This is a genomic window from Cupriavidus basilensis (assembly GCF_000832305.1).
Classification (GTDB): domain Bacteria; phylum Pseudomonadota; class Gammaproteobacteria; order Burkholderiales; family Burkholderiaceae; genus Cupriavidus; species Cupriavidus basilensis_F.
In genome coordinates this window covers 3,751,019-3,777,105 of the sequence record NZ_CP010536.1, presented here as the reverse complement: position 1 = coordinate 3,777,105, position 26,087 = coordinate 3,751,019, and the positions used below count along the sequence as shown (strand labels likewise).

25 protein-coding genes are annotated in these 26,087 nt (G+C 65.5%); 14 read left to right on the top strand and 11 right to left on the bottom strand.

Translation table 11 applies throughout. From position 1 onward, the window contains the following. The first annotated feature begins 28 nt into the window (after positions 1-28). The 5 genes from RR42_RS17440 (at position 29) to RR42_RS17420 (ending at position 5,997) form a co-directional block, all read left to right on the top strand. Entirely contained in the window at positions 29-610 is a 582-nt protein-coding gene (locus RR42_RS17440) for a YceI family protein (RefSeq protein ID WP_043349501.1), read from the top strand. A 496-nt stretch (positions 611-1,106) separates the two neighbouring features. Then, entirely contained in the window at positions 1,107-2,498 is a 1,392-nt protein-coding gene (locus RR42_RS17435) for a class I SAM-dependent methyltransferase (RefSeq protein WP_043349499.1), read from the top strand. A 22-nt stretch (positions 2,499-2,520) separates the two neighbouring features. Further along, positions 2,521-3,852: a sensor histidine kinase gene (locus RR42_RS17430; protein ID WP_043349497.1), complete on the top strand. Its 1,332-nt coding sequence runs from the start codon at positions 2,521-2,523 to the stop codon at positions 3,850-3,852. A gap of 7 nt (positions 3,853-3,859) precedes the next feature. Then, the gene (locus RR42_RS17425; RefSeq protein ID WP_043349496.1) at positions 3,860-4,993 is read left to right on the top strand and encodes a hybrid sensor histidine kinase/response regulator; all 1,134 of its coding nucleotides are present in this window, start codon (positions 3,860-3,862) and stop codon (positions 4,991-4,993) included. Continuing rightward, positions 4,990-5,997 carry a response regulator gene (locus RR42_RS17420; RefSeq protein WP_043349493.1) on the top strand — a complete coding sequence of 336 codons (1,008 nt, stop codon included), beginning with the start codon at positions 4,990-4,992 and terminating at the stop codon, positions 5,995-5,997. Before RR42_RS17425 ends, RR42_RS17420 begins: the two co-directional genes overlap by 4 nt. 100 nt (positions 5,998-6,097) lie before the next feature. Here the strand turns inward: RR42_RS17420 and secF are convergent, their stop codons facing one another. The 5 genes from secF to queA form a co-directional block, all read right to left on the bottom strand. Then, complete coding sequence (secF, locus tag RR42_RS17415; RefSeq protein WP_043349492.1) at positions 6,098-7,069, bottom strand: protein translocase subunit SecF; 972 nt, start codon at positions 7,067-7,069, stop codon at positions 6,098-6,100. An 89-nt stretch (positions 7,070-7,158) separates the two neighbouring features. Beyond that, positions 7,159-9,030 (bottom strand): protein translocase subunit SecD, encoded by a 1,872-nt coding sequence (secD, locus tag RR42_RS17410; RefSeq protein WP_043349490.1) that lies wholly within the window; start codon positions 9,028-9,030, stop codon positions 7,159-7,161. A gap of 240 nt (positions 9,031-9,270) precedes the next feature. Next, positions 9,271-9,600: a preprotein translocase subunit YajC gene (yajC, locus tag RR42_RS17405; RefSeq protein ID WP_043349487.1), complete on the bottom strand. Its 330-nt coding sequence runs from the start codon at positions 9,598-9,600 to the stop codon at positions 9,271-9,273. Positions 9,601-9,773: 173 nt separating this feature from the next. Then, positions 9,774-10,925: a tRNA guanosine(34) transglycosylase Tgt gene (tgt, locus tag RR42_RS17400; RefSeq protein ID WP_043349485.1), complete on the bottom strand. Its 1,152-nt coding sequence runs from the start codon at positions 10,923-10,925 to the stop codon at positions 9,774-9,776. A 40-nt stretch (positions 10,926-10,965) separates the two neighbouring features. After that, the gene (gene queA, locus RR42_RS17395; protein WP_043352310.1) at positions 10,966-12,018 is read right to left on the bottom strand and encodes a tRNA preQ1(34) S-adenosylmethionine ribosyltransferase-isomerase QueA; all 1,053 of its coding nucleotides are present in this window, start codon (positions 12,016-12,018) and stop codon (positions 10,966-10,968) included. A gap of 184 nt (positions 12,019-12,202) precedes the next feature. On the opposite strand from queA, the gene recG reads away from it, so the two are divergent. The 6 genes from recG (at position 12,203) to ubiA (ending at position 19,158) form a co-directional block, all read left to right on the top strand. Beyond that, complete coding sequence (gene recG / locus RR42_RS17390) at positions 12,203-14,404, top strand: ATP-dependent DNA helicase RecG (protein ID WP_043349481.1); 2,202 nt, start codon at positions 12,203-12,205, stop codon at positions 14,402-14,404. Positions 14,405-14,526: 122 nt separating this feature from the next. Continuing rightward, positions 14,527-15,480: a LysR substrate-binding domain-containing protein gene (locus tag RR42_RS17385; protein WP_043349480.1), complete on the top strand. Its 954-nt coding sequence runs from the start codon at positions 14,527-14,529 to the stop codon at positions 15,478-15,480. Positions 15,481-15,891: 411 nt separating this feature from the next. Continuing rightward, on the top strand, positions 15,892-17,337 hold the full coding sequence (locus tag RR42_RS17380) for a catalase (RefSeq protein ID WP_043349474.1): 1,446 nt from the start codon (positions 15,892-15,894) through the stop codon (positions 17,335-17,337). 77 nt (positions 17,338-17,414) lie between these two features. Further along, the gene (locus RR42_RS17375) at positions 17,415-17,609 is read left to right on the top strand and encodes a hypothetical protein (RefSeq protein WP_043349470.1); all 195 of its coding nucleotides are present in this window, start codon (positions 17,415-17,417) and stop codon (positions 17,607-17,609) included. Positions 17,610-17,686: 77 nt separating this feature from the next. Then, entirely contained in the window at positions 17,687-18,172 is a 486-nt protein-coding gene (locus RR42_RS17370; RefSeq protein WP_043349465.1) for a Dps family protein, read from the top strand. Between the two features lie 128 nt (positions 18,173-18,300). Beyond that, on the top strand, positions 18,301-19,158 hold the full coding sequence (gene ubiA / locus RR42_RS17365; protein ID WP_052494817.1) for a 4-hydroxybenzoate octaprenyltransferase: 858 nt from the start codon (positions 18,301-18,303) through the stop codon (positions 19,156-19,158). Between the two features lie 65 nt (positions 19,159-19,223). On the opposite strand, the gene proC is transcribed toward ubiA, so the two are convergent. Then, complete coding sequence (proC, locus tag RR42_RS17360) at positions 19,224-20,048, bottom strand: pyrroline-5-carboxylate reductase (RefSeq protein WP_043349460.1); 825 nt, start codon at positions 20,046-20,048, stop codon at positions 19,224-19,226. 55 nt (positions 20,049-20,103) lie between these two features. Continuing rightward, positions 20,104-20,832: a YggS family pyridoxal phosphate-dependent enzyme gene (locus RR42_RS17355; protein WP_043349456.1), complete on the bottom strand. Its 729-nt coding sequence runs from the start codon at positions 20,830-20,832 to the stop codon at positions 20,104-20,106. A 62-nt stretch (positions 20,833-20,894) separates the two neighbouring features. Between RR42_RS17355 and RR42_RS17350 the strand changes: the two genes are divergently transcribed. From RR42_RS17350 to RR42_RS17340, 3 genes are all read left to right on the top strand, one after another. Next, positions 20,895-21,938, top strand: coding sequence for a type IV pilus twitching motility protein PilT (locus tag RR42_RS17350; RefSeq protein WP_043349453.1), 1,044 nt, complete (start codon positions 20,895-20,897; stop codon positions 21,936-21,938). A 34-nt stretch (positions 21,939-21,972) separates the two neighbouring features. Then, positions 21,973-23,112, top strand: coding sequence for a PilT/PilU family type 4a pilus ATPase (locus tag RR42_RS17345; protein WP_043349449.1), 1,140 nt, complete (start codon positions 21,973-21,975; stop codon positions 23,110-23,112). 84 nt (positions 23,113-23,196) lie between these two features. Further along, the gene (locus RR42_RS17340; protein ID WP_043349446.1) at positions 23,197-23,688 is read left to right on the top strand and encodes a glutathione peroxidase; all 492 of its coding nucleotides are present in this window, start codon (positions 23,197-23,199) and stop codon (positions 23,686-23,688) included. A 45-nt stretch (positions 23,689-23,733) separates the two neighbouring features. Here the strand turns inward: RR42_RS17340 and RR42_RS17335 are convergent, their stop codons facing one another. From RR42_RS17335 to RR42_RS17320, 4 genes are all read right to left on the bottom strand, one after another. Then, positions 23,734-24,423 (bottom strand): helix-turn-helix transcriptional regulator, encoded by a 690-nt coding sequence (locus tag RR42_RS17335; protein ID WP_043349443.1) that lies wholly within the window; start codon positions 24,421-24,423, stop codon positions 23,734-23,736. Positions 24,424-24,477: 54 nt separating this feature from the next. Beyond that, positions 24,478-24,843 (bottom strand): VOC family protein, encoded by a 366-nt coding sequence (locus RR42_RS17330; RefSeq protein WP_173430689.1) that lies wholly within the window; start codon positions 24,841-24,843, stop codon positions 24,478-24,480. A gap of 78 nt (positions 24,844-24,921) precedes the next feature. Next, positions 24,922-25,644 (bottom strand): LrgB family protein, encoded by a 723-nt coding sequence (locus RR42_RS17325; protein WP_043349437.1) that lies wholly within the window; start codon positions 25,642-25,644, stop codon positions 24,922-24,924. After that, positions 25,641-26,027, bottom strand: a complete 387-nt coding sequence (locus RR42_RS17320) for a CidA/LrgA family protein (protein ID WP_043349434.1) — start codon at positions 26,025-26,027, stop codon at positions 25,641-25,643. The genes RR42_RS17325 and RR42_RS17320 overlap by 4 nt, the downstream gene beginning before the upstream one ends. Positions 26,028-26,087 lie beyond the last annotated feature (60 nt).

Genomic DNA, 26,087 nt, shown 5'->3' with positions numbered 1-26,087 from the left:
CATCCCCAACTTTTTGCCGGGAGCTCTCATGAAATTGCGCACCATCCTCGCCGCTGTCGCGGCCCTGTCCGCCGTCGGCGTCGCATCCGCCAACACGGTGACCTACAACCTCGACCCCACCCACACGTACCCGAGCTTCGAAACCGACCACCTGGGTGGCCTGTCGACGTGGCGCGGCAAGTTCGAAAAGTCGAGCGGCGTGGTGACGCTGGACCGCGTCGCGAAGACCGGCTCGGTGGATATCAAGATCGATCCCGCCTCGGTCGACTTCGGCAACAGCAAGCTGAACCAGCACGTGAAGGGCCCTGAGATGTTCAACGTCGAAGCCTTCCCCGACGCCACGTACAAGGGCAAGTTCTCCAAGTTCAACGGCGATGTGCCGACCGAAGTCGATGGCGTGCTGACCCTGCACGGCGTGTCCAAGCCGGTCAAGCTGGAGATCCGCGAGTTCAAGTGCATCCAGCATCCGATGCTCAAGCGCGAAGCCTGTGGTGCTGACGCGGTGGGCACCTTCAGTCGTGCCGATTTCGGTATCGACTATGGCGTGAAGATGGGCTTCAAGCCCGAGGTCAAGCTGGCGATCCAGGTCGAAGGCGTAAAGGCGGAATAAAGGCCGACTGATCGTCGACTAAAGGCCGGCCAGGACGGACGGCACAGGCTTCGCGATGCCCTGGGCTTGTCCCCGTGGCGTCGCGCATGCAAGCAGCAAGGCAAAAGGCCGGGAGCATTCCCGGCCTTTTGCTTTATTTCCGGTGCTGTCCAGTCGTTCCCGGCTCGGCGGGCGGGCTTGCGCAGGTTATGTTGTCTGCACTTGGCGCCCACAGTACAATGATCCGCTAAGATTCAGTTACAGTCCTACTCAGTACAGTCTTACTCAGTCTCACTCAGTTTCAGTCTCAGTCACAGTTACCAGGGTGTAGCCGCGCGCGTGCCATCATCAGGACGCCCATGCCCGCAACCGATTACCGACATGTATCCCAGCAGTACCCCCTGATACTGGCCTAGCGTAGCGATCCATCGCCCTACGAGCTGTACCCGGCCAGTCGATGATGCATTGTTGAACTGGGCGGCCGGCAGCGTTTTTCGGATTTCTCTGGCGCAATACCGTGTACTCCCAAACGCAAATCGATCCGGTGGTTAGTTTCCGCAACTCGCAGGGCGAGCAGGTGCGGGGCACAATTATCAATCTCCAGAGAAAAGCTCTGGTGATGGAAATCTACAATCCATACTCGATCGTCCAGGTCAGCGAGGTGCTGAGCGAGCTGAGTGTGCGCATGGGCAGCAAGAACGCCTACCTGGGCAAGGCGGTGGTGATGAGCCTGGTGAACACCGGCCTCACCGCGGTGGTATCGCTGACGCTGATCGATGAATGGCGCGAGCTGAGCGACCTGCCCAATGAGCCCAAATCGGTCGGGCGTGAGGCCGAGCTGTTCATCAACGACTGGGATGCGCGCTTCAATATCCGGCGCGATTACCAGATCGTGGTCAACGAAATGCGCGCGTTTCTCTCGGAAGTCTCGCGCTGGGTCGAGCAGGTCGACCTGACCGAGAACCTGCCCAAGACCGACGGACGGCTGCGCGAAGACGTGTTCTACGAGCTCGCCACGCCAATCATGCTCAAGGTCAAGACCTACCTTGACCGGCTCGAAGGCGAGGCCGAGCAGGTGGAGGCGGAGATCGCGCCGGTGCACCGCACATACGCGCAATCGGCCCTGCATCCGCTGCTGCTGCGCGCCCCCTTTGTCTACCGCACCTTCACCAAGCCGCTGGGCTATGCGGGCGACTATGAGATGGTCAACCAGATCCTGAACGATCCGCAGCAGGGCCCGACCACCTACTTCCAGATCGTCAATACGGCCTTCCTCAAGGCGGCGGTGGCGACCGCTCACCGCAACCGGATCGACCTGCTGGTCGATTTCCTGTCGCGCCAGGCCGATGCCGCTCGCGCGGCCGGCAGGCCGTTTCGCATCCTCAATGTCGGCTGCGGCCCCGCCTTCGAGATCCAGCGCTTCGTGCGCGAGTATCCGCAGCCCGAGTTACTGTCGTTCCAGTTGGTCGACTTCAGCGAGGAGACCCTGGCTTACACCAAGTCCTCCATCGAGAGCTCGGCCGCGTCGGCGGGGCACAAGGTGTCGGTGGAGATGGTGCATCAATCGGTGCATGAACTGCTCAAGCGCAAGATCGCGCCGGACGATGCCGGGCTGCGCGAGTTCGATGCCGTGTACTGCGCCGGGTTGTTCGACTACCTGTCCGATAAGGTGTGTTCCCGCCTGCTGAGCTATTTTGCCGCGCGTACGCGCCCGGGCGGCCAGTTGCTGGTAACCAACGTCCATTCGGCCAATCCGGAGAAATTCGGCATGGAACACCTGCTGGAGTGGTACCTGATCTATCGCGACGAGGCCAGGATGAGTATGCTGCTGCCCGAACGATCCCGCGATCACAAGCTCTATGTCGACCAGACCGGGGTGAATGTGTTCGCGGAAGCGATCATCCTCTGAAACGCCAGTAGCCGGCCCAGCCATGAGCACCAATCAACTTTACGCGGGTTACCAGACCGAGCTGGCGGATTTCCGCCTGGCCTTCAGCCGCGGCGGCGCCTATACCGCCATCGTGCTGGTGCTGCTCGGCGTGGGGCTGGACTACGGCCAGTATCCGCAGTTGCAGGCGCCCTTCGCCGTGGCGCGCGTGCTGGTGTCGCTGCTGATCGCCGGCATCGTGATGCTGTTGTACAGCACGGCAGGGCGCCGGTTTGCGCCGTGGCTGACCTTGTCGTGGCTGCTGCTGCCGCAGATCATGATCTCGTGGATGATCTGGCATACCGATGGCGTGGAGTCGCCGTATTACGTCGGGCTGAATCTCGCCATCTTCGCGTCGGGCATCGCGCTGCCGTTCGGCTTGTGGCAGAACCTGGTCTTCGGGATCCTGTCCTACCTGTTCTACCTGCTTGCCTGCGTGCTGCATTCCGGCGGCATCGAGCCGGCCGGCACCTTTATCGTCAATTCGCTGTTCCTGCTGTTTGCCGCGGCGGCCAGCGCTGTATATACCTACTTCAATGAGCGGGCGCGCTTCATGCTGTTCCGGCTGAAGGCCGAAGTGGCGGAGAAGAACGGTGAACTCGAAGTGATCAACCGCAAGCTGGTCGACATCAAGGGCCAGATGCTGCAGCAGGAAAAGATGGCCGCCATCGGCACGCTGGCCGCGGGCCTGCTGCATGAGGTCAACAATCCGGTCAACTTCTGCCTGATGGCGATCGAGGTCGCGCTGGAAGAGCCGGTGGCCAAGAGCGAACCGATGCTGCAGGAGTGCCTGGTCGACGCCAAGCAGGGAATGCAACGCATCCAGCACATCGTGTCGGACCTGAAGACCTTCGCCTATCGCAAGCCCGGCGCCGAAGCGGAGGGCACGCCCTTCCTGTTCGAGAAGGCGCTCGATTCCTCGATCCGGCTGACCGCGCATGAGCTGCGCGGGGTGGCCGTCACGCGTGAGCTGCCGACCGATACGCTGGTGCTGGGCGACGAAGCCGCAGTGATCGGTGTGCTGATCAACCTGTTCTCCAACGCAGCGCTGGCCATGCGCAAGGCCGGCACGCAGGGCCCGGCCATCCATACCACCGTGAAGTGGGTGGAGCGCCGGCTGCATGTGACCGTGAAGGACAATGGGCCGGGCATTGCGCAAGAACACCTGGCGCGCGTGTTCGAGCCGTTCTTCACCACGCGTGAAGTCGGCCAGGGCCTGGGCCTGGGCCTGTCGATCAGCTACGCGGTGATCGAGCGTCACGGCGGCGTGCTGTTTGCCGAGAGCGAACTGGGCAAGTGGGCCTCGTTCAGCTTCGACCTGCCCCGAGCCGACTGAGAATGCCATGAGCGACGCCCGTCAACCACGGCTTACCGTGCTTTACGTCGATGACGAGGAAATGGCATGCAAGTACTTCGCCCGCGCGGTCGGCACGGAGTACGAGGTGCTGGTCGCCAGCAGCGCCGACGAAGCGGTACGCATCCTGCGCCGGGAGAGCGCGCGCATCGCCGTGCTGGTGACGGATTTCCGCATGCCGGGGCGCGATGGGGGCGACCTGCTGCGCCAGGTTGCGCTCGAGTACCCGCAGATCGTACGCATCCTGGTGACCGCCTACGCGGACAAGGACATGCTGTTGCGGACGGTCAATACCGGCGAGGTGTTCCGCATCCTGGAAAAGCCCATCGAGCTGGGCCAAGTGCGCGAAGCGCTGCGGCTTGCCGCCGAGCGCTATCGCGAACGCTCGATCCGCCATCAGCGCCTGATGGCGATCGACGAGACGCTGGCCTTCCTGGCGCATGAACTGAACACGCCGCTGGCGGCGATTGCAAATTTTGCGCGGGGTATCGAAAGCCGTGTCGCGGCGCAATACAATCCGCTGCGCCAGAGCGAGATTGGCCAGGCGGCCACGTCGATGCATGACAACGCGCAGTATTGCCTGGCCGTGATTTCGTCTTTCCTGCAGTCGGTGCGCAGCAGCGGCAGCCGGCCGAGCACGCAAGCGGGCGCCAGCCGGGAAGTGACCGCAGGCGGCCTGATCGCCGCGCTGCTCGACACCTACCCCTTCGCCGGGCCGCAGCGTGAGTGGATAAAGATCGAAATGCATGACGACTTTGCCGTGCGCACGCTGCCCAATTGCGTCGCGCTGGTGCTGTCGTCGCTGTTGTCCAATGCGCTTCGAGCGCTCGACGGCGTCGACTCGCCTTCGCTGCGCTTCGTGGTGGCGGCCGAGCCCGATGCCGCGATCCGCATCTGCGACAACGGCCCGGGCATCCCACCTGAGGTGATGGGGCGCCTTCTGGTGGATCCGGTCACCACCCATGCGAGTACCGGCGGCAACGGGCTGGGCATGATTTTTTGCAACCGCGTCATGCAGTCTTTCGGTGGCGGCATCCGGATCGAGTCTACGTCCGGTGCGGGTACCACAGTGACGCTGGATTTCCCCAATACCAAGAGTCGAATGCATAGGAGTGATCGATGAACGAACCGAATGCCACGCAGGCACCATCACCGGCGATTCTGTTCGTCGATGACGAGGCGACGGCCGTCAAGTATTTCCAGCGTGCCATCGGAGCCCTGGCGCCGGTCGTGACCGGTGGCTCGGTCGAAGAGGGCAAGGCGCTGCTGGATGCGCACGCGGACAGCCTTGCGGTCCTGGTCTCCGACCAGCGCATGCCGGGCGAGTACGGCAACGAGCTGCTGCGCTACGCGCGCGAGCGCTATCCGTATATCGTGCGGATCCTGACCACCGCTTACTCGGAGATCGAGCATACGGTCGCGGCCGTCAACGAGGGGCAGATCCATCGCTATATCAAGAAGCCGTGGGACATCACCTCGCTGCGCATGGAGCTCAAGCAGGCGCTTGAGATGGCCGGCCTGCGCAAGGAGCGCGACCAGCTGCTGCGCGAGAAGCTGAGCGTGCTGCAGCGGCAGACCATCGCCGCGCGCATCGGCCTGATCCGCACGCTGTCGGCCAGCCTGATCGGCCCGGAGCGCTTCCAGCCGGTGGACACCTACCTGGCCTCGGCCGCGCTGGTCGGCGTGCAGAATCCCGAGCCGGACTGGCTGCTGATGGACTACGCCGACCTGGTGGCGGCGGAAAGCCGGCGCAGCGGCACCTTCGGCCACGCGGTGGCGGCCAAGCTCGCCGCGCTGCGCACGCAGCTCGCCGGCCGTGGAGTGGGCGATGCGGTGGCGGCACTGGCCGAGACGCTGGCCGCGACGCAAGGCGCAGCCAACGTGCGCCGCGACGGCGATGCCCTGGTGTGGATCCAGGGCGCCGCGCTTGCCGAGTACCTGGGCGAGCCGGTGGATAAGGAAGTGTCCGCGCAGCACGCTACCTGGCTGGCGGGGCTGTTGTGGCTGGATGAAACCGGCGGCGCGCTCAAGGCCGTGCGGGAGGGTGACTCCATCGTCTACCGCCCCATGGATCGCACCGCGGAGTTTGCTGCGGATCGCCTGGCCGTGTGGATCGAGCAGTTCTGAGCGCGTTCCGAGCGCGTGCCGAGTAGCAACGGCAGAACAAGAAAGGGCACCCGAAGGTGCCCTTTCTTGTTGTCTTGACGCGCTATCCGCGGCGGGCCCGTCAGGCCTGCGCGCCGAAGTTCGGGTCTTCGCGGTCGATGTCGCCCGGCTTCTTCTCGCCCTTGACCAGGTCCTCGCGCTTGACGCCCAGCCACATGGCCAGCGCAGCGGCGACGAACACCGAGGAGTAGATGCCGAACAAGATGCCGACGGTCAGCGCCAGCGCGAAGTAGTGCAGGGTGGGGCCGCCGAAGAAGAACATCGACAGCACCATCATTTCGGTCGAGCCGTGGGTGATGATGGTCCGCGAGATGGTGCTGGTGATCGCGTTATCGATGATCTCGTGCGTGGTCATCTTGCGGTACTTGCGGAAGTTCTCGCGAATCCGGTCGAAAATCACCACCGATTCGTTCACCGAGTAACCCAGCACCGCCAGGATTGCCGCCAGCACCGACAGCGAGAATTCCCACTGGAAGAAGGCGAAGAAGCCCAGGATGATCACCACGTCGTGCAGGTTGGCGATGATGCCGGCCACCGCGAACTTCCACTCGAAGCGGAACGACAGGTAGATCACGATGCCGACCACCACGCACAGCAGCGCCAGCAGCCCGTCGGTGGCCAGTTCCTTGCCCACCTGCGGGCCGACGAACTCCACACGCTGAAGCTTGACGTCAGGCGCGGCCGCCTGCAGGGCGGTCATGACCTGCTCGCTTTGCTGGGCCGAGGTGACGGGCTTGCCGTCCGGGCCCTTTTGCAGCGGCAGGCGGATCATCACATCGCGCGAGGTGCCAAAGTTCTGCACCTGCACGTCGGTGTAGCCAAGCTTGCCGACCTGGCCGCGGATGCGCTCCAGGTCGGCCGTCTGCTGGTAGTTGACCTCCATCACCGTACCGCCGGTGAACTCGATCGACAGGTGCAGGCCCTTGTGCGCCAGGAAGAATACGGCGGCGGCAAACGTCAGGAAGGAAATCACGTTGAAGATCAACGCGCGCTTCATGAACGGAATATCGCGCCGGATGCGGAAGAATTCCATGTTGAATCCTGTTTTGTACGGCAGCGCCTGCTGCCGTTCTATGCTGGTTGGATGTCCGTGCGCGTTCTGCGCGCGGACATCCATGATGCTTACTTGGCGACGGTGCCCTGGCTGTCCGAGCCCGGCTTCCAGATCTGGCCGATCGCCACGCTTTGCAGCTTCTTCTTGCGGCCGTACCAGAGGTTCACCAGGCCGCGGTTGAAAAACACCGCCGAGAACATCGAGGTCATGATGCCCAGGCAGTGCACCACGGCAAAGCCGCGCACCGGGCCGGAGCCGAAGGCTAGCAGCGCCAGGCCCGCGATCAGGGTGGTCACGTTGGAGTCCAGGATGGTGGCCCAGGCGCGGTCGAAGCCGACAGCGATCGCCATCTGCGGCGAAGCGCCCGCGCGCAGTTCCTCGCGGATCCGCTCGTTGATCAGCACGTTGGCGTCAATGGCCATGCCGAGCACCAGCGCGATAGCGGCGATGCCGGGCAGCGTCAGCGTAGCCTGCAGCATCGACAGCACCGCCACCAGCAGCAGCAGGTTGATGGCCAGCGCGGCCACCGAGAACACGCCGAACAGCATGTAGTACAGCATCATGAAGACGGCGATGGCGCCAAAGCCGTAGGCCACCGAGTCAAAGCCCTTCTTGATGTTGTCCGCGCCCAGCGACGGGCCGATGGTGCGTTCTTCGATGATTTCCATCGGCGCGGCCAGCGAGCCGGCACGCAGCAGCAGGGCCAGGTCGTTGGCGGCTTCGGTGGAGTACGAACCGGTGATCTGGAAGCTGGAGCCCAGTTCGGACTGGATTGTCGCCACCGTCAGCACTTCGCCCTTGCCCTTCTCGAACAGCACGATGCCCATCGGCTTGCCGATGTTCTCGCGCGAGACGTCGCGCAGCACGCGGCCGCCCTGGGCATCGAGCTTGATGTTGACCGAGGCGCGCTGGTTCTGGTCGAAGCCCGCCGAAGCGCTTTCGATGCGGTCGCCAGTGAAGATCACCTGCTTCTTGAGTACCACCGGGGCGCCGTTGCCCTGCGTGAACAGCTCGCTGCCGAAGGGGATCGGGTCGCCCGGGCGCGGGTTGCGCGGCGCGTCGGGGTCGGCCAGGCGGGCTTCCAGCGTGGCGGTGCGGCCGATGATGTCCTTGGCCTTTGCGGTGTCCTGCACGCCAGGCAACTGCACCACGATGCGGTCGGCGCCTTGCTGCTGGATCACCGGCTCGGCTACGCCGAGCTCGTTGACCCGGTTGTGCAGGGTGGTGATGTTCTGCTTGACCGCCGCATCCTGCACCGCCTTGCGGGCCGCATCGGTGAACACGCCGGAGATGTTGTTGCCATCCGGGCTGAACGCCAGCTCGCGCAGGTTGTCGGCCAGGATGCCGCGGGCCTTGGTGGCGTCGTCGGCATTGTTGAAGCGCACCGTCAGGCGGTCGCCGTCGCGGTCGATGCCGCCATGGCGGATGCCCTTGTCGCGCAGCAGGGTGCGCGCGTCGCCGGCCAGGCTGTCGAGCTTCTTGTCGACCGCGCCCTTCATGTCCACTTGCAGCAGGAAGTGCACGCCACCGCGCAAGTCCAGCCCCAGGTACATCGGCAGCGCATGCATGGCGGTGAGCCAGCGCGGCGAGCCCGACAGCAGGTTCAGCGCGACCACGTAGGTGGCGTCATTGGGGTCGGGGTTGAGCGCGCGGGTCAGCACGTCCTTGGCCTTGAGCTGCTCGTCGGGCGTCTTGAAGCGCGCCTTGACCGAGCCGGACTGGCCGTTCAGGTCGAAGAACATGCCGTCGGGCTGCAGGTTGTTCTGCGCCAGCACCTGCTCGATCTGCTTTTGCATGGCCAGGTCGACCTTGACCGTGGCCTTGGCGGAGGAGACCTGCACGGCAGGCGCCTCGCCGAAGAAGTTCGGCAGCGTATAGGTGATGCCGATGGCCAGAGCCACCAGGATCACGAGGTATTTCCAAAGCGGATAACGATTCATCTTTGGCCAGTCGTTCTTCGGTTGGCGGTGCCGACGAGACCGTCAGCGGGCAGTTGGCACCACCGCACCGGTTGGCAAACAGCCGCCTGGCATCCACGGATAACCCGGGCTGGATCAGGCGGCTGCAGGGGCACGCGCGCTAAAGGCGGCGTGCCGGGAAGGGCGAAAAAGCAGGCGGGCGGTGCGGGAGAAGCTGGGCGGCGCCTGAGTCAAGCGACGCCACGCCCGCAGCCGCGGTGCTCAGAGCGACTTCAGCGAGCCCTTGGGCAGCACCGTGGTAACCGCGCTCTTTTGCACCGTGATTTCGGTGCCCGTGGCGATTTCGATGGTCACGTATTGTTCGTTGACCTTGGTGACGCGGCCGAGGATGCCACCGGCAGTCACGACTTCGTCGTTCTTGGCCAGTGCTTCCAGCATTGCCTTCGATTCTTTCTGGCGCTTCATCTGCGGGCGGATCATGATGAACCACAGCACAGCGAACATCAGGATGATAGGCAGGAAACTCATCAGGCCACCCGCCGCGCCGCCGGTCACGCCGGCAGTCTGGGCAAATGCGTTAGAAATCAGCACGTTGCTTCTCCGTCACAAAGTCAATCAGTTAGTCGGTCATTCTACCACCCGCTTGCGGCCGCATTCCATGCCCGATCCGGGCATTTACGGTGTAGTACGGGTTTGTTCGGGGCGCCTTGTGAGCCGCTTGGCAGTTGCAGGCACCGCTGTTCGACCGGCGCCGTGCAGAAAGTTCACGCCGGGGCGGGCGTGGCCGGCTGCGCCCCGCGCGCGCGATCGGCGGCGAACCGGAGGCGGAAGGCCTCGAAGCGGTGTTCCTCGATGGCTTCGCGCATCTCGCTCATCAGCTCCAGGTAGTAATGCAGGTTATGGATGGTGTTCAGGCGCGCGCCCAGAATCTCGCCGACCCGGTGCAGGTGGTGCAGGTAGGCGCGCGAGAAGTTGCGGCAGGTATAGCAGCCGCAGGACTCGTCCAGCGGGCGGGTGTCGTTGCGGTGGACGGCATTCTTGATCTTGACGTCGCCAAAGCGCGTGAACAGCCAGCCGTTGCGGGCATTGCGGGTCGGCATCACGCAGTCGAACATGTCCACGCCCGACGCCACGCCGGCCACCAGGTCTTCGGGCGTGCCCACGCCCATCAGGTAGTGCGGCTTGTGCGCGGGCAGGCGCGGGCCCACGTGCTCCAGCACGCGCATCATGTCTTCCTTGGGCTCGCCGACCGACAGGCCGCCGATGGCGTAGCCGTGGAAGTCCAGCTCCGACAGGCCGGCCAGCGACTCATCGCGCAGGTCCTCGAACATGCCGCCCTGGACGATGCCGAACAGCGCGTTGGGGTTGCCCAGGCTGTTGAACTCGTCGATCGAGCGCTTGGCCCAGCGCAGGCTCATGCGCATGGAGGCGGCCGCTTCCGCGTGGGTGGCGGGGCGGCCGTCGATTTCGTACGGCGTGCATTCGTCGAACTGCATCACGATGTCGGAGTTCAGCGTGCGCTGGATCTGCATCGAGATCTCGGGCGACAGGAACAGCTTGTCGCCGTTGACCGGCGAGGCAAAGGTCACGCCATCCTCGGTGATCTTGCGCAGCGCGCCCAGCGAAAACACCTGGAAACCGCCCGAATCGGTCAGGATCGGCTTGTCCCAGCCCATGAAGCGGTGCAGGCCACCGTGCTTTTCCACCACTTCCAGCCCGGGGCGCAGCCACAGGTGGAAGGTATTGCCCAGGATGATCTGAGCGTTGATCTCACCGAGCTCGAGTGGCGACATCGCCTTGACCGAGCCATAGGTGCCGACCGGCATGAAGATCGGGGTCTCGACCACGCCGTGGTTGAGGGTGACGCGGCCGCGGCGGGCGTTGCCGTCGGTGGTGAGCAGTTCGAAGTTGAGCATGGCTGGATTCGGGATTCAGGGTCGGGCTGGCGCGGCGCGCTCAGGGCTGGGGCTGGGGCTGGCGCGTCAGCAGCATGGCGTCGCCGTAGCTGAAGAAGCGGTAGCGCTCGGCCACCGCATGGCGGTAGGCGGCGCGGATGGGCTCCACCCCGGCCAGCGCCGACACCAGCATCAGCAAGGTCGACTTGGGCAGGTGGAAATTGGTGATCAGCGCATCGACCACGCGGAAACGGTAGCCGGGCGTGATGAAGATCTCGGTGTCGCCACGGCCGGCGGCCAGCGTGCCATCGGTGGCGCCGGCGGACTCCAGCGCGCGCAGGGACGTGGTGCCGACCGCGATCACGCGGCCCCCGGCGGCGCGCGTCTCGCGCACGGCCTGGGCCAGCGCGTCCGACACCTCGTACCACTCGGCGTGCATCTTGTGCTCGGCCAGGTTCTCGGTGCGCACCGGCTGGAAGGTGCCGGCACCCACGTGCAGGGTCAGGAAGCCGCGGCGCACGCCCAGCGCGTCGAGCCGGGCGAACAGGGCCTCGTCGAAATGCAGGCCGGCAGTCGGCGCGGCCACCGCGCCGGGGGCGCGGGCGTAGACCGTCTGGTAGCGGGTTTCGTCGAAGGCGTCGGGATCGTGGGTGATGTATGGCGGCAGCGGCAGGCGGCCGTGGCGCTCGATCAGGTCCAGCGCCGGCTCGGGGAAGGTGAGCGTGAAGAACTGGTCCACACGCGGGCCAACTGTGACGTCGAAGGCATCCGCCAGGCGCAGCAGGCTGCCCACCGGCGGCGTCTTGGAAGCGCGTACCTGGGCCAGCACGGTGTGGCTGTCCAGCACCCGCTCGACCAGCACCTCGACCTTGCCGCCGCTGCCCTTTTGCCCGAAGAAGCGCGCCTTGATGACGCGGGTGTCATTGAACACCAGCAAATCGTTGGGACGCAGGTAGTCGACGATGTCGGTAAACGCGCGGTCTGCGAGGCGGGTGGTGCCCCCCGGGGCGTCCGTATCCACCACCAGCAGCCGGCTCGCGCCGCGCTCCGGCAAGGCGGTCTGGGCGATCAGTTCGGGGGGGAGGGTAAAGTCAAAATCGGACAGCGTCAGCATCATGGGGGCAAAAACGGCCGCAGACCGCGCGGTGGCGCGGCCGGCATAGGTACAATCGGCGAATCCGATATTGTAAGGCTTGGGGCGGCTGCGCCGCCCGGGCGCGCGTGATATCGCCTATTTGCGCCAACCAGCGCGTGCCACCAGGCGCGCGCCCCGACCCGAATCGCCAGCCACGTCCCAGATGCCAGGAACCGCTCCCGACCGAACCCCGGAAACCAACGACAGCCCGCCCGCGGCGCGCGCCGGGGACAAGCCGGGCCGTGCGGGCAAGGCGGCGGCCAAGGGCGCTGCCGCCGGCAAGCCGTCCTCGGCCATGGCCCGGCTGCATAAGCTCGGGCTCAAGCGTGACGTCGACCTGGTGCTGCACTTGCCGATGCGCTACGAGGACGAGACCACGCTGCTGCCGATCGCCGATGCCATCGGGCGCGCGGGCATGGGGCTGACGGTGCAGGTTGAGGGCGTGGTCACCTCCAACGAGGTCAGCCTGCGCCCGCGCCGCCAGATGGTGGTCAAGATCGCCGACGATACCGGCGAGCTGACGCTGCGGTTCATTAATTTCTACGGCAGCCAGGCCCAGCTGATGGCCGAAGGCGCCTGCCTGCGGGTGCGCGGCGAACTGCGCGGCGGCTTCTTCGGCGCGGAGATGGTCCATCCCACGGTGCGCGCGGTCACCCCCGGCGAGGCGCTGCCCGAGCGGCTGACCCCGGTCTACCCGAGCACCGCCGGCATCCCGCAGAGCTACCTGCGCAAGGCCATCGGCGGCGCGCTGTCACGCACGCCGTTGCCCGAGACCCTGCCCGTGCCCGTGCTGCAAGGCCCGCTAGCCCAGCTCAAGCTGCAAGCCTTGCCCGAGTGCCTGCGCCTGCTGCACACACCGCCGCAGGATGTGGACGAGCACGCGCTGATCGAGCGCTCGCACCCGGCCTGGCAACGCATCAAGCTCGATGAGCTGCTGGCGCAGCAGCTCTCCCTCAAGCGCTCCCAGGCGGCGCGGCGCGACAAGAGCGCGCCACCCATGCCGCGCCGCGCGGGCGGCCTGCTGACCGCTTTCCTGGCCGCACTGCCGTTCAAGCTGACCGGCGCGCAGCAGCGTGTGGTGGAAGAGATTGCCAGGGACATGGGCGCGCCCCACCCGATGCACCGCCTGCTGCAGGGCGACGTCGGCAGCGGCAAGACCATCGTGGCGGCGCTGGCCGCCTGCCAGGCCATCGATGCCGGCTACCAGGCCGCGCTGATGGCACCCACCGAAATCCTGGCCGAGCAGCATTACCGCAAGCTCTCCGCCTGGCTGGAGCCGCTGGGCGTGCCGGTGGTGTGGCTGGCCGGCAGCCTGAAGACACGCGCCAAGCGCGAGGCCGCGGCCAAGGTCGAGTCCGGCGAGGCCAAGCTGGCCATCGGCACCCACGCGCTGATCCAGGACAGCGTCAAGTTTGCACGCCTGGGTTTGTCCGTGGTCGATGAGCAGCATCGTTTTGGCGTGGCCCAGCGGCTGGCGCTGCGCGGCAAGGCGGACCCCGATGCCACCGCCGCGCAGGGCAAGGCTGGCAAGGCTGCGCAAACCGTGCCGCACCAGCTGATGATGTCGGCCACGCCGATCCCGCGCACGCTGGCCATGACCTACTACGCCGACCTCGACGTCTCGGTGATCGACGAATTGCCGCCCGGGCGCACTCCGGTGGTGACCCGGCTGGTCAACGACGCGCGCCGCGACGAGGTGATCGCGCGCGTGCACCACGCCGCCGCCGATGGCCGCCAGGTCTACTGGGTCTGCCCGCTGATCGAAGAGAGCGAGGCGCTGCAACTGCAGACCGCGGTGGAAACCTATGAAACGCTGGTCGCCGCCTTGCCTGAGCTCAAGGTGGGACTGGTGCACGGGCGCCTGCCACCGGCAGAGAAAGCCGCGGTGATGGAAGACTTTACCGCCAACCGGCTGCAGGTGTTGGTAGCCACCACCGTGATCGAGGTAGGGGTGGACGTGCCCAACGCCTCGTTGATGGTGATCGAGCATGCCGAGCGCTTCGGCCTGGCGCAGCTGCACCAGTTGCGTGGCCGGGTAGGGCGAGGCAGCGCGGAATCGGTCTGCCTGCTGATGTACCAGGCACCGCTGTCGCCCACCGGGCGCGAGCGCCTGGCAACCATGCGCGAGACCACCGACGGCTTCGAGATCGCCCGGCGCGACCTGCAGATACGCGGTCCCGGCGAGTTTCTCGGCGCGCGCCAGTCCGGCGAGGCGATGCTGCGTTTCGCCGATCTCAACACCGACGCCTGGCTGGTCGACTATGCCCAGGAGGCCGCCGAGCTGATGCTGGCGCGCTTTCCGGAGGCGGTAGAAGCGCACCTGCTGCGCTGGCTGGGTGGCAGGGAGCATTACCTGAAGGCCTGATGTGACGGTGGGGGCTCACCTGATGCAGACGGTCAGGTATCGCCTGCGCCGCTTTGCCTGTCATCTCTGACAGAACGTCGAATCGAAGGTAAAATCTATCGATTAACGAAAATTGATAAGTCATGACGCTCACCGAACTCAAGTACATCGTCGCGGTCGCGCGCGAGCGCCATTTCGGCCGGGCGGCCGAAGCCTGCTTCGTGTCGCAGCCGACGCTGTCGGTGGCGATCAAGAAGCTGGAAGACGAACTCAATGTGCAGATCTTCGAGCGCGGCACGTCCGAAGTCTCGGTGACGCCGATCGGCGAGCAGATCGTGGCGCAGGCCCAGCGCGTGCTGGAGCAGACCATGGCCATCCGCGAGATCGCCAAGCAGGGCAAGGACCCGCTGGCCGGGCCGCTGCGCCTTGGCGTGATCTACACCATCGGGCCCTACCTGCTGCCCACGCTGGTCAAGGAAATGATCCAGACCGTGCCGCAGATGCCGCTGATGCTGCAGGAGAACTACACGGTCAAACTGATCGAGCTGCTCAAGCAGGGCGAGATCGATTGCGCCATCATGGCCGAGCCCTTTGCCGATTCCGGGCTGACCGTGCAGCCGCTGTATGACGAGCCCTTCGTCGTGGCGGTGCCGCGTGGCCACCATCTGGAGCATGCCGGGAAGGTGGATCCCGACGAACTCAAGCAGCAAACCATGCTGTTGCTGGGCAGTGGGCATTGCTTCCGCGACCAGGTGCTGGGCGTGTGCCCGGAGCTATCGCGCTTCTCGCAGGCGGCCGACGGCATCCAGAAGACCTTCGAAGGCTCCTCGCTCGAAACCATCCGCCATATGGTGGCAAGTGGCGTTGGCATCACGGTGCTGCCGCGGACTTCGGTGCCGGACCTGAAGCCCAACAAGAATGACCTGCTGGCCTACGTGCCCTTTACCGATCCCGTGCCCGACCGGCGCGTGGTGCTGGCCTGGCGCAAGAGCTTTACCCGCCTGCCGGCCATGGAAGCGTTGCGCCGCGCGGTGGCTGCCTGCGACTTGCCTGGCGTCAGCATGCTGGCCGCCAAGGAACTGGCTGAAGCCGCCTGAGCGCGCCCTGCCTGCCGGCGCTCCGCGCCGGCGGCAGGCTTTGCCCTGCCTTGTTTTTTCTCCCCCTCGATTTTTCTGGCTTCACCGTGTCTTTGCCCCATGCCAGGCTGGCGCGCAGGCAGGAATAGGCATGCTCTATTTCATAGTTAGAAATAATTGAATTTGAAATTCAATAGCCTTTCCGTAGACTTCATGCATCGGCGCATTGCGCGCTGTCATCCACAAGGAGTCGCACATGAAAGGCGAAACACCCAGCTTGACTGCCGCCGGCGATCTCCTGAGCGCACTGGCCGGCCGCATGGCCGACTGCCTGGCCTGTTACGCCACGGTGTACTGACATTTCCCCGCGGCTTTGCCGCAGCCCGCCCCAGCCAGGCTCCCCGTTCCACCCCCAAGAAAAATGAGGCCAAGATGAGCAAGAACAAGGACACTCTCACCACCGCCGCCGGCGCGCCGGTAGCCGACAACCAGAATTCGCAGACCGCAGGCCCGCGCGGCCCGATGCTGCTGCAAGACGTGTGGTTCCTGGAGAAGCTCGCTCACTTCGACCGCGAAGTCATCCCCGAGCGGCGCGTGCACGCCAAGGGCTCGGGCGCGCACGGCAAGTTCACGCTCACCCATGACATCTCGCGTTTCACCAAGGCCTCGGTCTTTGCCAGCGTAGGCAAGGAGACGCCGATCTTCATCCGCTTCTCCACGGTGGCCGGCGAGCGTGGCGCCGCCGACGCCGAGCGCGATGTGCGCGGGTTCTCGGTCAAGTTCTACACCGATGAAGGCAATTGGGACGTGGTGGGCAACAACACGCCGGTGTTCTTCGTGCGCGACCCGCTGAAATTCCCGGATTTCATCCACACGCAAAAACGCAATCCGCGCACCAACCTGCGCGACCCGATTGCCGTGTGGGATTTCTGGTCGCGCCATCCGGAATCGCTGCACCAGGTCACCATACTGATGAGCGACCGCGGCCTGCCGCAGAACTATCGCCAGATCCACGGTTTCGGCTCGCATACCTTCTCGTTCATCAATGCGGCCAACGAGCGTTTCTGGGTGAAGTTCCACTTCAAGTCGCAGCAGGGCATCGCCAACTGGACCAACGAGGAAGCGGCCAAGGTGGTGGCGGGCGACCGCGAGAGCGCGCAGCGCGACCTGTTCGAGAACATCGAGCGCGGCAACTTCCCGCGCTGGAACGTGCGCGTGCAGGTCATGCCCGAAGCCGATGCGGCCAAGTACCACATCAACCCGTTCGACCTCACCAAGGTGTGGCCGCACAAGGACTATCCGCTGATCGACGTGGGCGTGCTGGAGCTCAACCGCAACCCGGACAACTACTTCGCCGAGGTGGAGCAGGTGGCGATGAACCCCTCCAACATCGTGCCGGGCATCGGTTTCTCGCCCGACAAGATGCTGCAGGGCCGGCTCTTCTCGTACGGCGACACGCAGCGCTACCGCCTGGGCGTGAACCACAACCAGATCCCGGTGAACGCGCCCAAGTGCCCGTTCCACAATACCTTCCACCGCGATGGCGCGATGCGCGTGGACGGCAACCAGGGCGGCAAGCTCAACTACGAGCCGAACCGCGAGGGCGCCTACGCCGCCAGCGAGCGCGCCATCGAGCCGCCCCTGGCCCTGGATGGCGCGGCCGACCGCTTCGACCATCGTGTCGACAGCGATGACTACAGCCAGCCCGGCGCGCTGTTCCGCCTGTTCGACGAGGGCCAGCGCCAGCGTCTTTACGCGAACATTGCGGCGGCCATGCAGGGCGTGCCGGAAAGCATCGTGCGGGCGCAGCTGGAGCACTTCACCAAGGCCGATCCGGCTTATGGCGAGGGCGTCAAGCGCGCGCTCGACCTGAAGTAATGCGCAAGCAATGAAGCAGGGCAGTGCGGGTGGCCCCGAGCCGGGGCCACCTGGAAAGCCCGGCACGGAGAACCATCATGGCCATGTTCAGACTGTTCGTCAGCGAATTTCAGCAGTTGCAGCACGTTGCCCACGACCGCCCACGCCGCGCAGATGCGGCGCGCCTGCAGCGCAGGCTGTGGCGCACGGAGATCGGGCTGGCGGTAGTCGCGCTGGGCGCGCTCGCGATGTTCCTGGACGCGGCCACGGGTTTGTCCGCCTTTACCGGGTGATGCCATAATGTGCGGGTTGTGCCGCGTCCCGTGGCGCGGCAGTTGTCAGAGCCACCCCAGACTGGAGCGTACCTATCATGGCAAAGAAGAATGAGATGACCGTGAACATCGGCATTTCCGACAAAGAACGCAAGAAGATCGCGGAAGGCCTGTCCAAGTTGCTGGCGGATACCTACACGCTCTACCTCAAGACCCATAATTTCCACTGGAACGTCACGGGTCCGATGTTCAACACTTTGCACCTGATGTTCGAGACGCAATACACCGAGCTGGCGCTCGCCGTGGACTCGATCGCCGAGCGTATCCGCGCGCTGGGCTACCCGGCGCCGGGCACCTACAAGGAATACGCCCGCTTGTCGTCGATCCCGGAGGAAGAGGGCGTGCCCGAAGCCACCGAGATGATCCGCAAGCTGGTCGAAGGCCAGGAAGCCGTGGTGCGCACCGCGCGCTCGCTGTTCCCGGCCATCGACGCCGCCGGCGACGAACCCTCCGCCGACCTGCTGACCCAGCGCATGCAGACGCATGAAAAAACCGCGTGGATGCTGCGCTCGATGCTGGCCTGATGCCCTGATCGACGCCACCGGCGGCCTTGGTGTGCTGCCGGCCATGCGCGCCGCGCCCTGACCGGGTCGCGGCGCGTTTTTCGTTGAATGCCATTGCCTTGCCCGACCCCGCGCCGCGGCCCCTTGCCATGTTTGAACGCTTAGCCCTGTACGCGCGCCTGGTGCGCATCGACAAGCCCATCGGCACGCTGCTGCTGCTGTGGCCCACGCTGTGGGCACTGTGGATGGCCTCGGGCGGCCAGCCGGTGTGGAGCCTGTTCTGGATCTTCTTCATCGGCACCTTCCTGATGCGCTCTGCCGGCTGCGCCATGAACGACTGGGCCGACCGCGACTTCGACAAACACGTCAAGCGCACCAAGGAGCGGCCCTTGACCGCGGGCAAGATCGCCGCGTGGGAGGCCGTGGCGGTGGCGGTGGTGCTGGCGCTGGCAGCCTTCGCGCTGATCACGCCGCTCAATGGGTTTACCAAGTGGCTGGCGGTGGTCGGGGCCGTGCTTGCCGGTACCTATCCGTTCTTCAAGCGGTTCTTTGCCATCCCGCAGGCCTACCTTGGCATTGCTTTCGGCTTTGGCATCCCGATGACGTTCGCCGCGGTGCAGGACCATGTGCCAGTGGTGGCGTGGGTGATGCTGCTGGCCAATGTGTTCTGGGCGGTGGCCTACGATACCGCCTACGCCATGGTGGACCGCGACGATGACTTGCTGCTCGGCATGAAGACGTCGGCCATCACGTTCGGGCGGTTCGATGTCGCCGCCATCATGATCTGCTATGCGGTGTTCCTGGGGCTGATGGCCTGGGCCGGTACGCAGTTCGGGCTGGGCTGGCCGTACTGGATCGGGCTGGCGGCGGCGGCGGGATGCGCGGCGTATCACTACACGTTGATCCGCGAGCGGGATCGCATGAAGTGCTTTGCCGCGTTCCGGCACAACAACTGGCTGGGTGCTTGTGTGTTTGCCGGGGTGGCGGCAGCTTACGCGTTGCGCTGACGCTGCGCTCAGGCGTCCTGGCGCTTTGCGTCCTCTCCCGCGCGGCGGGAAAAGACGCACCTCACTCAGTCCTTGCCAAACTCCGCGCCCATTTCCGTCGCGCGTTCAGCGGCGGCGCGCATGGCCTTGACGAAGGCTTCGCCGATACCGGCGGCTTGCATGGCGGTGAGCGCGGCGTAGGTGGTGCCGCCCTTTGAGGTCACGCGCTCGCGCAGCAGGCTGACCGGCTCTTCCGACTGGGCAGCCAGGGCCGCGGCGCCGCGGAAGGTTTCCACCGCCAGCGCGCGCCCTTGCGCGGCGCTCAGGCCGAGTTCGACGGCCGCTTTCTCCATGGCTTCGATGAAGTAGAAGACGTAGGCCGGACCGCTGCCGGAGATGGCGGTCACTGCGTCGATCTGCGCGTCGCCTTCCACCCACTCGCACTTGCCCACGGCTTCGGCCAGCGCGCTGGCGATGTCGCGGTCTTGCTGCGCCAGCCCGGCTACCGCTGCCAGGCCGGTCATGCCCATGCCGGCCAGCGCCGGGGTGTTGGGCATGGCGCGCACCAGGCGGGTGCGCCCGCCGAACCAGCGCTGCATGTCGGCCAGGCGGATGCCGGCGGCCACGCTCACGATCAGGCTGTCGCCCAGGTGCGGCAGCAGCGCTGCCGCCGCTTCGCGGAACTGCTGCGGCTTGACCGCCAGCACAAGCACATCGCTCTTGCCAAAGGCGGTGTCGGGCGCGCCTGCCGCATGCACCCCGAGGTCGCGCCGCAGGCGCGCCTGCGCTTCATCGAACGGATCGACCACGCGGATCGAGGTGGCTGGCACGCCCCGGGCGATCAGGCCGCCGATCAGGGCGGTGGCCATATTGCCGCCGCCGAGGAAACCAAAGGTGAGAGTCTTGAGCATATCGGTCTCTTGCTGGGAATCGTCTGGAATCGTCTGGGAAGAAGGGGGCCGGCGTTCAGGCCGGCCTGGCCTGTGTCGCCTCGGGTGCCGTGGCATGGTCGCGTGCGCCGAAAATGGCGGTGCCGATGCGCACCACGGTAGCGCCCTCGGCAATGGCGGCCTCCATGTCGGCGGACATGCCCATCGAGAGCGTGTCCACATCGAGCCCGGCGGCGCGCAAGGTGTCGGCCAGGGCGCGCAGCGCGGCAAACGGCCGGCGCTGGGCCTCCATATCGCTCTGCGGCTCCGGAATGGCCATCAGGCCGCGCAGCCGCAACCCGGGCAGCGCCGCTACGGCGCGTGCCAGCGCGGGCACTTCGTCTGGCGCGACGCCGCTCTTGCTGGCTTCGCCGCTGATATTGACCTGCAGGCAGACCTGCAACGGCGCCATGCCGGCGGGCCGCTGCGCTGACAGCCGCTCGGCGATGCGCAGGCGGTCGATGGCATGGACCCAGTCGAACCGTTCGGCCACGACACGCGTCTTGTTGCTTTGCAGGGGGCCGATAAAGTGCCAGCTTATCTGGTCGCGCAAATCGCCAAGCTGCGCAATCTTGTCCACGCCCTCCTGCACGTAGTTCTCGCCAAAGGCGCGCTGGCCGGCGTCGAACGCAGCCTGCACGGCGGCGGCGGGGAAGGTCTTCGAAACCGCCAGAAGCGTGACTTCACCGGCCGGCCGCCCGGCCTGTTGTGCGGCTGCCGCGACGCGCCGGTTGACGGCTTGCAAGTTGGCGGCGATTACAGACATAATCCGGCGAACATATCAAGAAGTACAACAAAAGTACGACAAAAAGGGTGGGGTCATTATAGATGGACATCGCGCAGCTATTAGCTTTCGCCGTCAAGAACAAGGCGTCCGATCTCCATCTCTCGGCAGACATGCCGCCGATGGTGCGTATCCACGGCGATATGCGCCGCATCAATGTGGCCGCGATGGGCCACAAGGATGTCCACGCCATGGTGTACGACATCATGAGCGACACCCAGCGCAAGCAATATGAGGAACGGCTGGAAATCGACTTTTCCTTCGAGATCGCCAGCCTCTCGCGTTTCCGGGTCAATGCCTACAACACGCAGCGCGGCGCCGCCGCCGTGTTCCGGACCATTCCTTCCAAGGTACTGTCGCTGGAAGACCTGCGCGCGCCGGCGGTATTCGCTGACCTGTGCATGAAGCCGCGCGGCCTGGTGCTGGTGACCGGCCCGACCGGCTCGGGCAAGTCCACCACGCTGGCTGCGATGGTGGACCACCGCAACGATCAGGACATGGGCCACATCCTCACGGTGGAGGACCCGATCGAGTTCGTGCACACGTCCAAGAAGAGCCTGATCAACCAGCGCGAGCTGGGGCCGCACACGCATTCCTTCGCCAACGCCCTGCGCTCCGCGCTGCGTGAGGATCCCGACGTGGTGCTGGTGGGTGAGCTGCGCGACCTGGAAACCATCCGCCTGGCGCTGACCGCGGCCGAAACGGGCCACCTGGTGTTTGCCACGCTGCACACGAGCTCGGCGGCCAAGACCATCGACCGGGTTGTCGACGTGTTCCCGCCCGAAGAAAAAGACATGGTGCGCACCATGTTGTCGGAATCGCTGGAAGCGGTGATTTCGCAAACGCTGCTCAAGACGCGCGACGGCAACGGCCGCACGGCGGCCCACGAGATCATGATCGCCACACCAGCGATCCGCCACCTGATCCGCGAGAACAAGATCGCGCAGATGTACTCGATGATGCAGACCAGCAGCGGACTTGGCATGCAGACGCTGGACCAGTGCCTGTCGGACCTGATCAAGCGCGGCATCATCAACTACAACGATGCGCGCGCCATTGCCAAGAACCCCGACTCATTCACGGGCTGAGGCGAGTCCGCCGCATCCGAACCAGGACACTGCCATGCTCGATCGCGAATCCGCTGCCAAGTACATCAACGACCTGCTCGAGCTGATGGTGGGCAACCGTGGCTCGGACCTGTTCATCACCGCCGATTTTCCGCCGGCCATCAAGGTCGATGGCAAGATCACGCCAGTCTCGCAGCAGCCGCTCAACCCGACCCAGGCGCTCGGCCTGGTGCGCTCCATCATGAACGAGCGGCAGGCGGGCGAGTTCGACGGCAGCCGCGAGTGCAACTTCGCCATCTCCGTGCCCAACGCCGGGCGCTTTCGCGTCTCAGCGTTCATCCAGCAGGGCAAGGCGGGCATGGTGGTGCGTACCATCAATACGCGCATTCCTTCGGTGGAAGACCTCGACCTGCCGCCCGCGCTGCATGACATCGTGATGTCAAAGCGCGGACTGGTGATCGTCACCGGCGCCACCGGCTCGGGCAAGTCGACCTCGCTCGCGGCCATGCTCGATCACCGCAACGCGCATTCGTACGGGCACATCATCACCATCGAGGACCCGATCGAATACGTGCACGCGCACCAGAACTGCATCGTCACGCAGCGCGAGGTCGGCATCGATACCGACTCCTGGCACGTGGCGCTGAAGAACACGCTGCGCCAGGCGCCCGACGTGATCCTGATCGGCGAAATCCGCGATCGGGAAACCATGGAGTACGCGATGCAGTACGCGGAAACGGGCCACCTGTGCCTGGCCACGCTGCACGCCAACAATGCCAACCAGGCCATCGATCGCGTGGTCAACTTCTTCCCCGAGGAAAAGCGCCAGCAGTTGCTGATCGACCTGTCGCTCAACCTGAAGGCGATGGTGTCGCAGCGCCTGTTGCCGCGCAAGGGGCAGAAGGGCCGGGTGCCGGCAGTGGAGATCATGCTCGGCACGCCGCTGGTGGCCGACCTGATCTTCAAGGGCGAGATCCATGCGCTCAAGGAAGTCATCAAGAAATCGCGCGAGCAGGGCATGGTGTCGTTCGACCAGGCGCTCTTTGATCTCTACGAGGCTGGCAAGATCACCTACGAAGACGCGCTGCGCAATGCCGACTCCCTCAACGACCTGCGCTTGATGATCAAGCTGCACGGCACCATGGACCGCGAGACCGACCTGGGCGCCGGCACCGAACACCTGAACGTGATCTGAGCACTCACGGCAACGTACGCCAAGTACACTGTCCGGCGGCGGGCGCGCATCGCCTCCACCGCCGTGTCACCCGAGGATTCTGTCATGAGCAATGTCTACCAGTTCGAGGCCAGCTCCCTGGCCGGCCTGCCGGTGCCGCTGTCGCAATTCAGCGGCAAGGTGCTGCTGATCGTGAACACGGCCAGCGAGTGCGGCTTTACGCCGCAATATGCCGGCCTGCAGGCGCTGCAGGACCAGTACGCGGCCAGCGGCCTTGAAGTGCTGGGTTTTCCCTGCAACCAGTTCGGCAAGCAGGAGCCGGGCGACGCCGCGCAAATCGGCCAGTTTTGCGAGTCGCGCTTCCATGTCACCTTCCCGATGTTCGGCAAGATCGACGTCAAGGGAGATAACGCGCATCCGCTGTATCGCTGGCTGACCTCGGAGAAGCCGGGCGTGCTTGGCCTGGAAGCGATCAAGTGGAACTTCACCAAGTTCCTGCTGCGCCGCAACGGGACGGTGTTCAAGCGCTACGCGCCCACCACCAAGCCCGAGGATATCAAGCGCGACATCGAGACGCTGCTGGCCGAGTCGGCGTAGGGCGCGTCCCGAATCAGCCGGTCAGCCGATCACCCGACAGGCCGGCTAGCCGCTGGTGTGCTGCACTGCACGCAGGAAGCCGTTGAGCGAGCGGTCGGGGGTTTCGTGGAAGCGGTCTTCCAGCATGACGATGCCGCGGCAGCGGTCTAGGCGGAAGCTGCGATAGTCGGTGCGCGTGGCGCACCAGGCGGCCAGCAGCCAGCTATTGCCCCAGAAGAACAGGCCCAGCGGCTGCACGATGCGGTCGGTGGCGCGCTGCTGCGCGTCGGTGTAGTCCAGGCGCAGCAGGCGTTGCGCGTTCATGGCGCCATGCACCACGTCAAAGGCGTCGCGCACCTGCGGCAGGTTGACGAATTCGGGGGCGAACACGCGGCTTTGCTGCGCCGCATGACGCCGCGCGGGCGGTAGCGCCGCCACCAGCTTTTCCAGCGCGGGATCGGCCGCGGCGGCCAGCGCCCCGCCGCCCCAGGCCTTGAGCAGGCGCAGCCCGGCCACCATCGCTTCGACTTCGATCGCGGTAAACATCAGCGGAGGGACGTCATAGTCGGCCCGCAACCGGTAGCCGATGCCCGCTTCGCCCTCGACCGGCACGCCCGACAGCGACAGCGCCTGGATGTCCCGGTACACCGTGCGCTCGGACACCCCGAGCCGCTGCGCCAGCAGCGCCGCCGTGGTGAGGCGGCGCCCGCGCAGTACCTGGACGATCTGGAAAAGGCGGTCGGCGCGGCGGCTCATCGAGGCTTCATCTTGGTGCTATGCGGGTATTGGTAAAACGGTCGCGGTGGCCGGCTATCCTACCAGTGGCTGATGCAGGCCGACGCGATTGCCTTCGCTGTCGATGATATGCGCGATATGGCCGATATCGCCAGGCAACTGCAGCGGGCCGAACACGGTCTTGCCGCCGGCCGCGGTAACACGCGCCAGCAGCGCCGTGAGTTGCGGCGTGTGTAGGTAAGGCAGGCAGCCGTCGGCCGAAGGGCGGAAGCCCTCGCCGGCTACCAGTGCGCCGCCAGGCTCATGGTTGGCAAAGATAGCCATGTCGACCTGCGCCATGGTTTCGCGCTTGAGGGTGGTCTCGAAGGCCTGCTCGTAGAACCGGATGGCACGGGCCATGTCCGCGACAGGAATTTCAAGCCAGTTGATTAGTCCGCTCATGATGGTCTCTCTCAGGGGAGGGGTGATGGAGAGACGGATCATGCGCGAGGGCTCCTGACAACGTCCTGTCAGCAGGGATCAGCGCGGCATCCACGCCGCCAGCATCGGCACCATCACGGCGGTCAGCACGCCGTTCAGGCCCATGCCGAGCGCGGCGAAGGCGCCGGCCTCCTGGTTGACCTGGAAGGCGCGCGCGGTGCCGATGCCGTGCGCTGCCACGCCGGTGGCGAAGCCGCGCACGGTGTAGTCGGAAATGCGCAGCAGGTTCAGCAGCTTGGTGGCGCTGACCGCGCCGATGATGCCGGTGGCCATCACCAGCACGGCGGTCAGCGAGGGCAGGCCACCGATCTTCTCGGCCACGCCCATGGCGATCGGGATGGTGACCGACTTGGGCGCGAGCGAGCGCATGGTCTCGGGCGAAGCGCCCAGCAGCCAGGCGATGCCCACGGCCGATACCACCGCCACCAGCGATCCCGCCAGCAGCCCGCCCAGCAGCGGGAACACATGCTTGCGCAACTTGGGCAGCTGCATGTAGAGCGGCACTGCCAGCGCGACGGTGGCGGGCCCGAGCAGGAAGTGGACGAACTGCGCGCCATCGAAATAGGTCTTGTACGGCGTGCCGGTTACTGTCAGCAGCGTGACCAGGATGGCGACCGCGATCATCACGGGATTGGCTAGCGGCGAGAAGCGCGCGCGCTCATAGACGCGGAACGCGAAGACATAGGCCAGCAAGGTAGCGGTCAGGCCGAGCAGCGGGCTGGCCGCCAGATAGACCCAGATCTCGTTCAGGCGCGGGGTCATGCTTGTTCTCCCGAACCGGCTTGCGCGCCGGCATCCTCAGGCGCCCGGGGCTTGCCCATCAGCGCGCGTGCCACCAGCGCGGTGGTGGCGATCGCCAGCCAGGTGGACACCACCAGCGCCACCACGATCGGCAGCCACTCTCCGCCGATGCGGTGCGCATGCACCATGATGCCGACGCCGGCCGGCACAAACAGCAGCGACAAGTGCTTGAGCAGCTCGGACGTGGTCCCCTGGATCACCGGCAGCAGCCGGTCGTCGAACGTGAGCCAGCCGAACAGCAGGATCATGCCGATCACCGGCCCGGGCACGGGCAGGCTCAGGGAATAGCTGAGCGCTTCCCCGACGGATTGGAAAACCAGCAGGATGGCGAAGGTCTGGAGCATGCGGGTGCGGGGACGGCCGGGATTGGAGCCCTCGCATGGTAACCCGGAGCGGCCTCTTCC

What these genes read in the sequence shown, in the direction of transcription:
- proC (WP_043349460.1), bottom strand. Translation starts at nt 20,048, where the DNA reads ATGCTCAAGACTCTCACCTTTGGTTTCCTCGGCGGCGGCAATATGGCC.
- RR42_RS17340 (WP_043349446.1), top strand. Translation starts at nt 23,197, where the DNA reads ATGAGCAATGTCTACCAGTTCGAGGCCAGCTCCCTGGCCGGCCTGCCG.
- RR42_RS17350 (WP_043349453.1), top strand. Translation starts at nt 20,895, where the DNA reads ATGGACATCGCGCAGCTATTAGCTTTCGCCGTCAAGAACAAGGCGTCC.
- RR42_RS17335 (WP_043349443.1), bottom strand. Translation starts at nt 24,423, where the DNA reads ATGAGCCGCCGCGCCGACCGCCTTTTCCAGATCGTCCAGGTACTGCGC.
- recG (WP_043349481.1), top strand. Translation starts at nt 12,203, where the DNA reads ATGCCAGGAACCGCTCCCGACCGAACCCCGGAAACCAACGACAGCCCG.
- RR42_RS17440 (WP_043349501.1), top strand. Translation starts at nt 29, where the DNA reads ATGAAATTGCGCACCATCCTCGCCGCTGTCGCGGCCCTGTCCGCCGTC.
- RR42_RS17330 (WP_173430689.1), bottom strand. Translation starts at nt 24,843, where the DNA reads ATGAGCGGACTAATCAACTGGCTTGAAATTCCTGTCGCGGACATGGCC.
- RR42_RS17325 (WP_043349437.1), bottom strand. Translation starts at nt 25,644, where the DNA reads ATGACCCCGCGCCTGAACGAGATCTGGGTCTATCTGGCGGCCAGCCCG.
- secF (WP_043349492.1), bottom strand. Translation starts at nt 7,069, where the DNA reads ATGGAATTCTTCCGCATCCGGCGCGATATTCCGTTCATGAAGCGCGCG.
- queA (WP_043352310.1), bottom strand. Translation starts at nt 12,018, where the DNA reads ATGCTGACGCTGTCCGATTTTGACTTTACCCTCCCCCCCGAACTGATC.
- RR42_RS17345 (WP_043349449.1), top strand. Translation starts at nt 21,973, where the DNA reads ATGCTCGATCGCGAATCCGCTGCCAAGTACATCAACGACCTGCTCGAG.
- RR42_RS17320 (WP_043349434.1), bottom strand. Translation starts at nt 26,027, where the DNA reads ATGCTCCAGACCTTCGCCATCCTGCTGGTTTTCCAATCCGTCGGGGAA.
- RR42_RS17375 (WP_043349470.1), top strand. Translation starts at nt 17,415, where the DNA reads ATGGCCATGTTCAGACTGTTCGTCAGCGAATTTCAGCAGTTGCAGCAC.
- RR42_RS17370 (WP_043349465.1), top strand. Translation starts at nt 17,687, where the DNA reads ATGGCAAAGAAGAATGAGATGACCGTGAACATCGGCATTTCCGACAAA.
- tgt (WP_043349485.1), bottom strand. Translation starts at nt 10,925, where the DNA reads ATGCTCAACTTCGAACTGCTCACCACCGACGGCAACGCCCGCCGCGGC.
- ubiA (WP_052494817.1), top strand. Translation starts at nt 18,301, where the DNA reads ATGTTTGAACGCTTAGCCCTGTACGCGCGCCTGGTGCGCATCGACAAG.
- RR42_RS17385 (WP_043349480.1), top strand. Translation starts at nt 14,527, where the DNA reads ATGACGCTCACCGAACTCAAGTACATCGTCGCGGTCGCGCGCGAGCGC.
- RR42_RS17425 (WP_043349496.1), top strand. Translation starts at nt 3,860, where the DNA reads ATGAGCGACGCCCGTCAACCACGGCTTACCGTGCTTTACGTCGATGAC.
- RR42_RS17430 (WP_043349497.1), top strand. Translation starts at nt 2,521, where the DNA reads ATGAGCACCAATCAACTTTACGCGGGTTACCAGACCGAGCTGGCGGAT.
- RR42_RS17420 (WP_043349493.1), top strand. Translation starts at nt 4,990, where the DNA reads ATGAACGAACCGAATGCCACGCAGGCACCATCACCGGCGATTCTGTTC.
- RR42_RS17380 (WP_043349474.1), top strand. Translation starts at nt 15,892, where the DNA reads ATGAGCAAGAACAAGGACACTCTCACCACCGCCGCCGGCGCGCCGGTA.
- secD (WP_043349490.1), bottom strand. Translation starts at nt 9,030, where the DNA reads ATGAATCGTTATCCGCTTTGGAAATACCTCGTGATCCTGGTGGCTCTG.
- RR42_RS17355 (WP_043349456.1), bottom strand. Translation starts at nt 20,832, where the DNA reads ATGTCTGTAATCGCCGCCAACTTGCAAGCCGTCAACCGGCGCGTCGCG.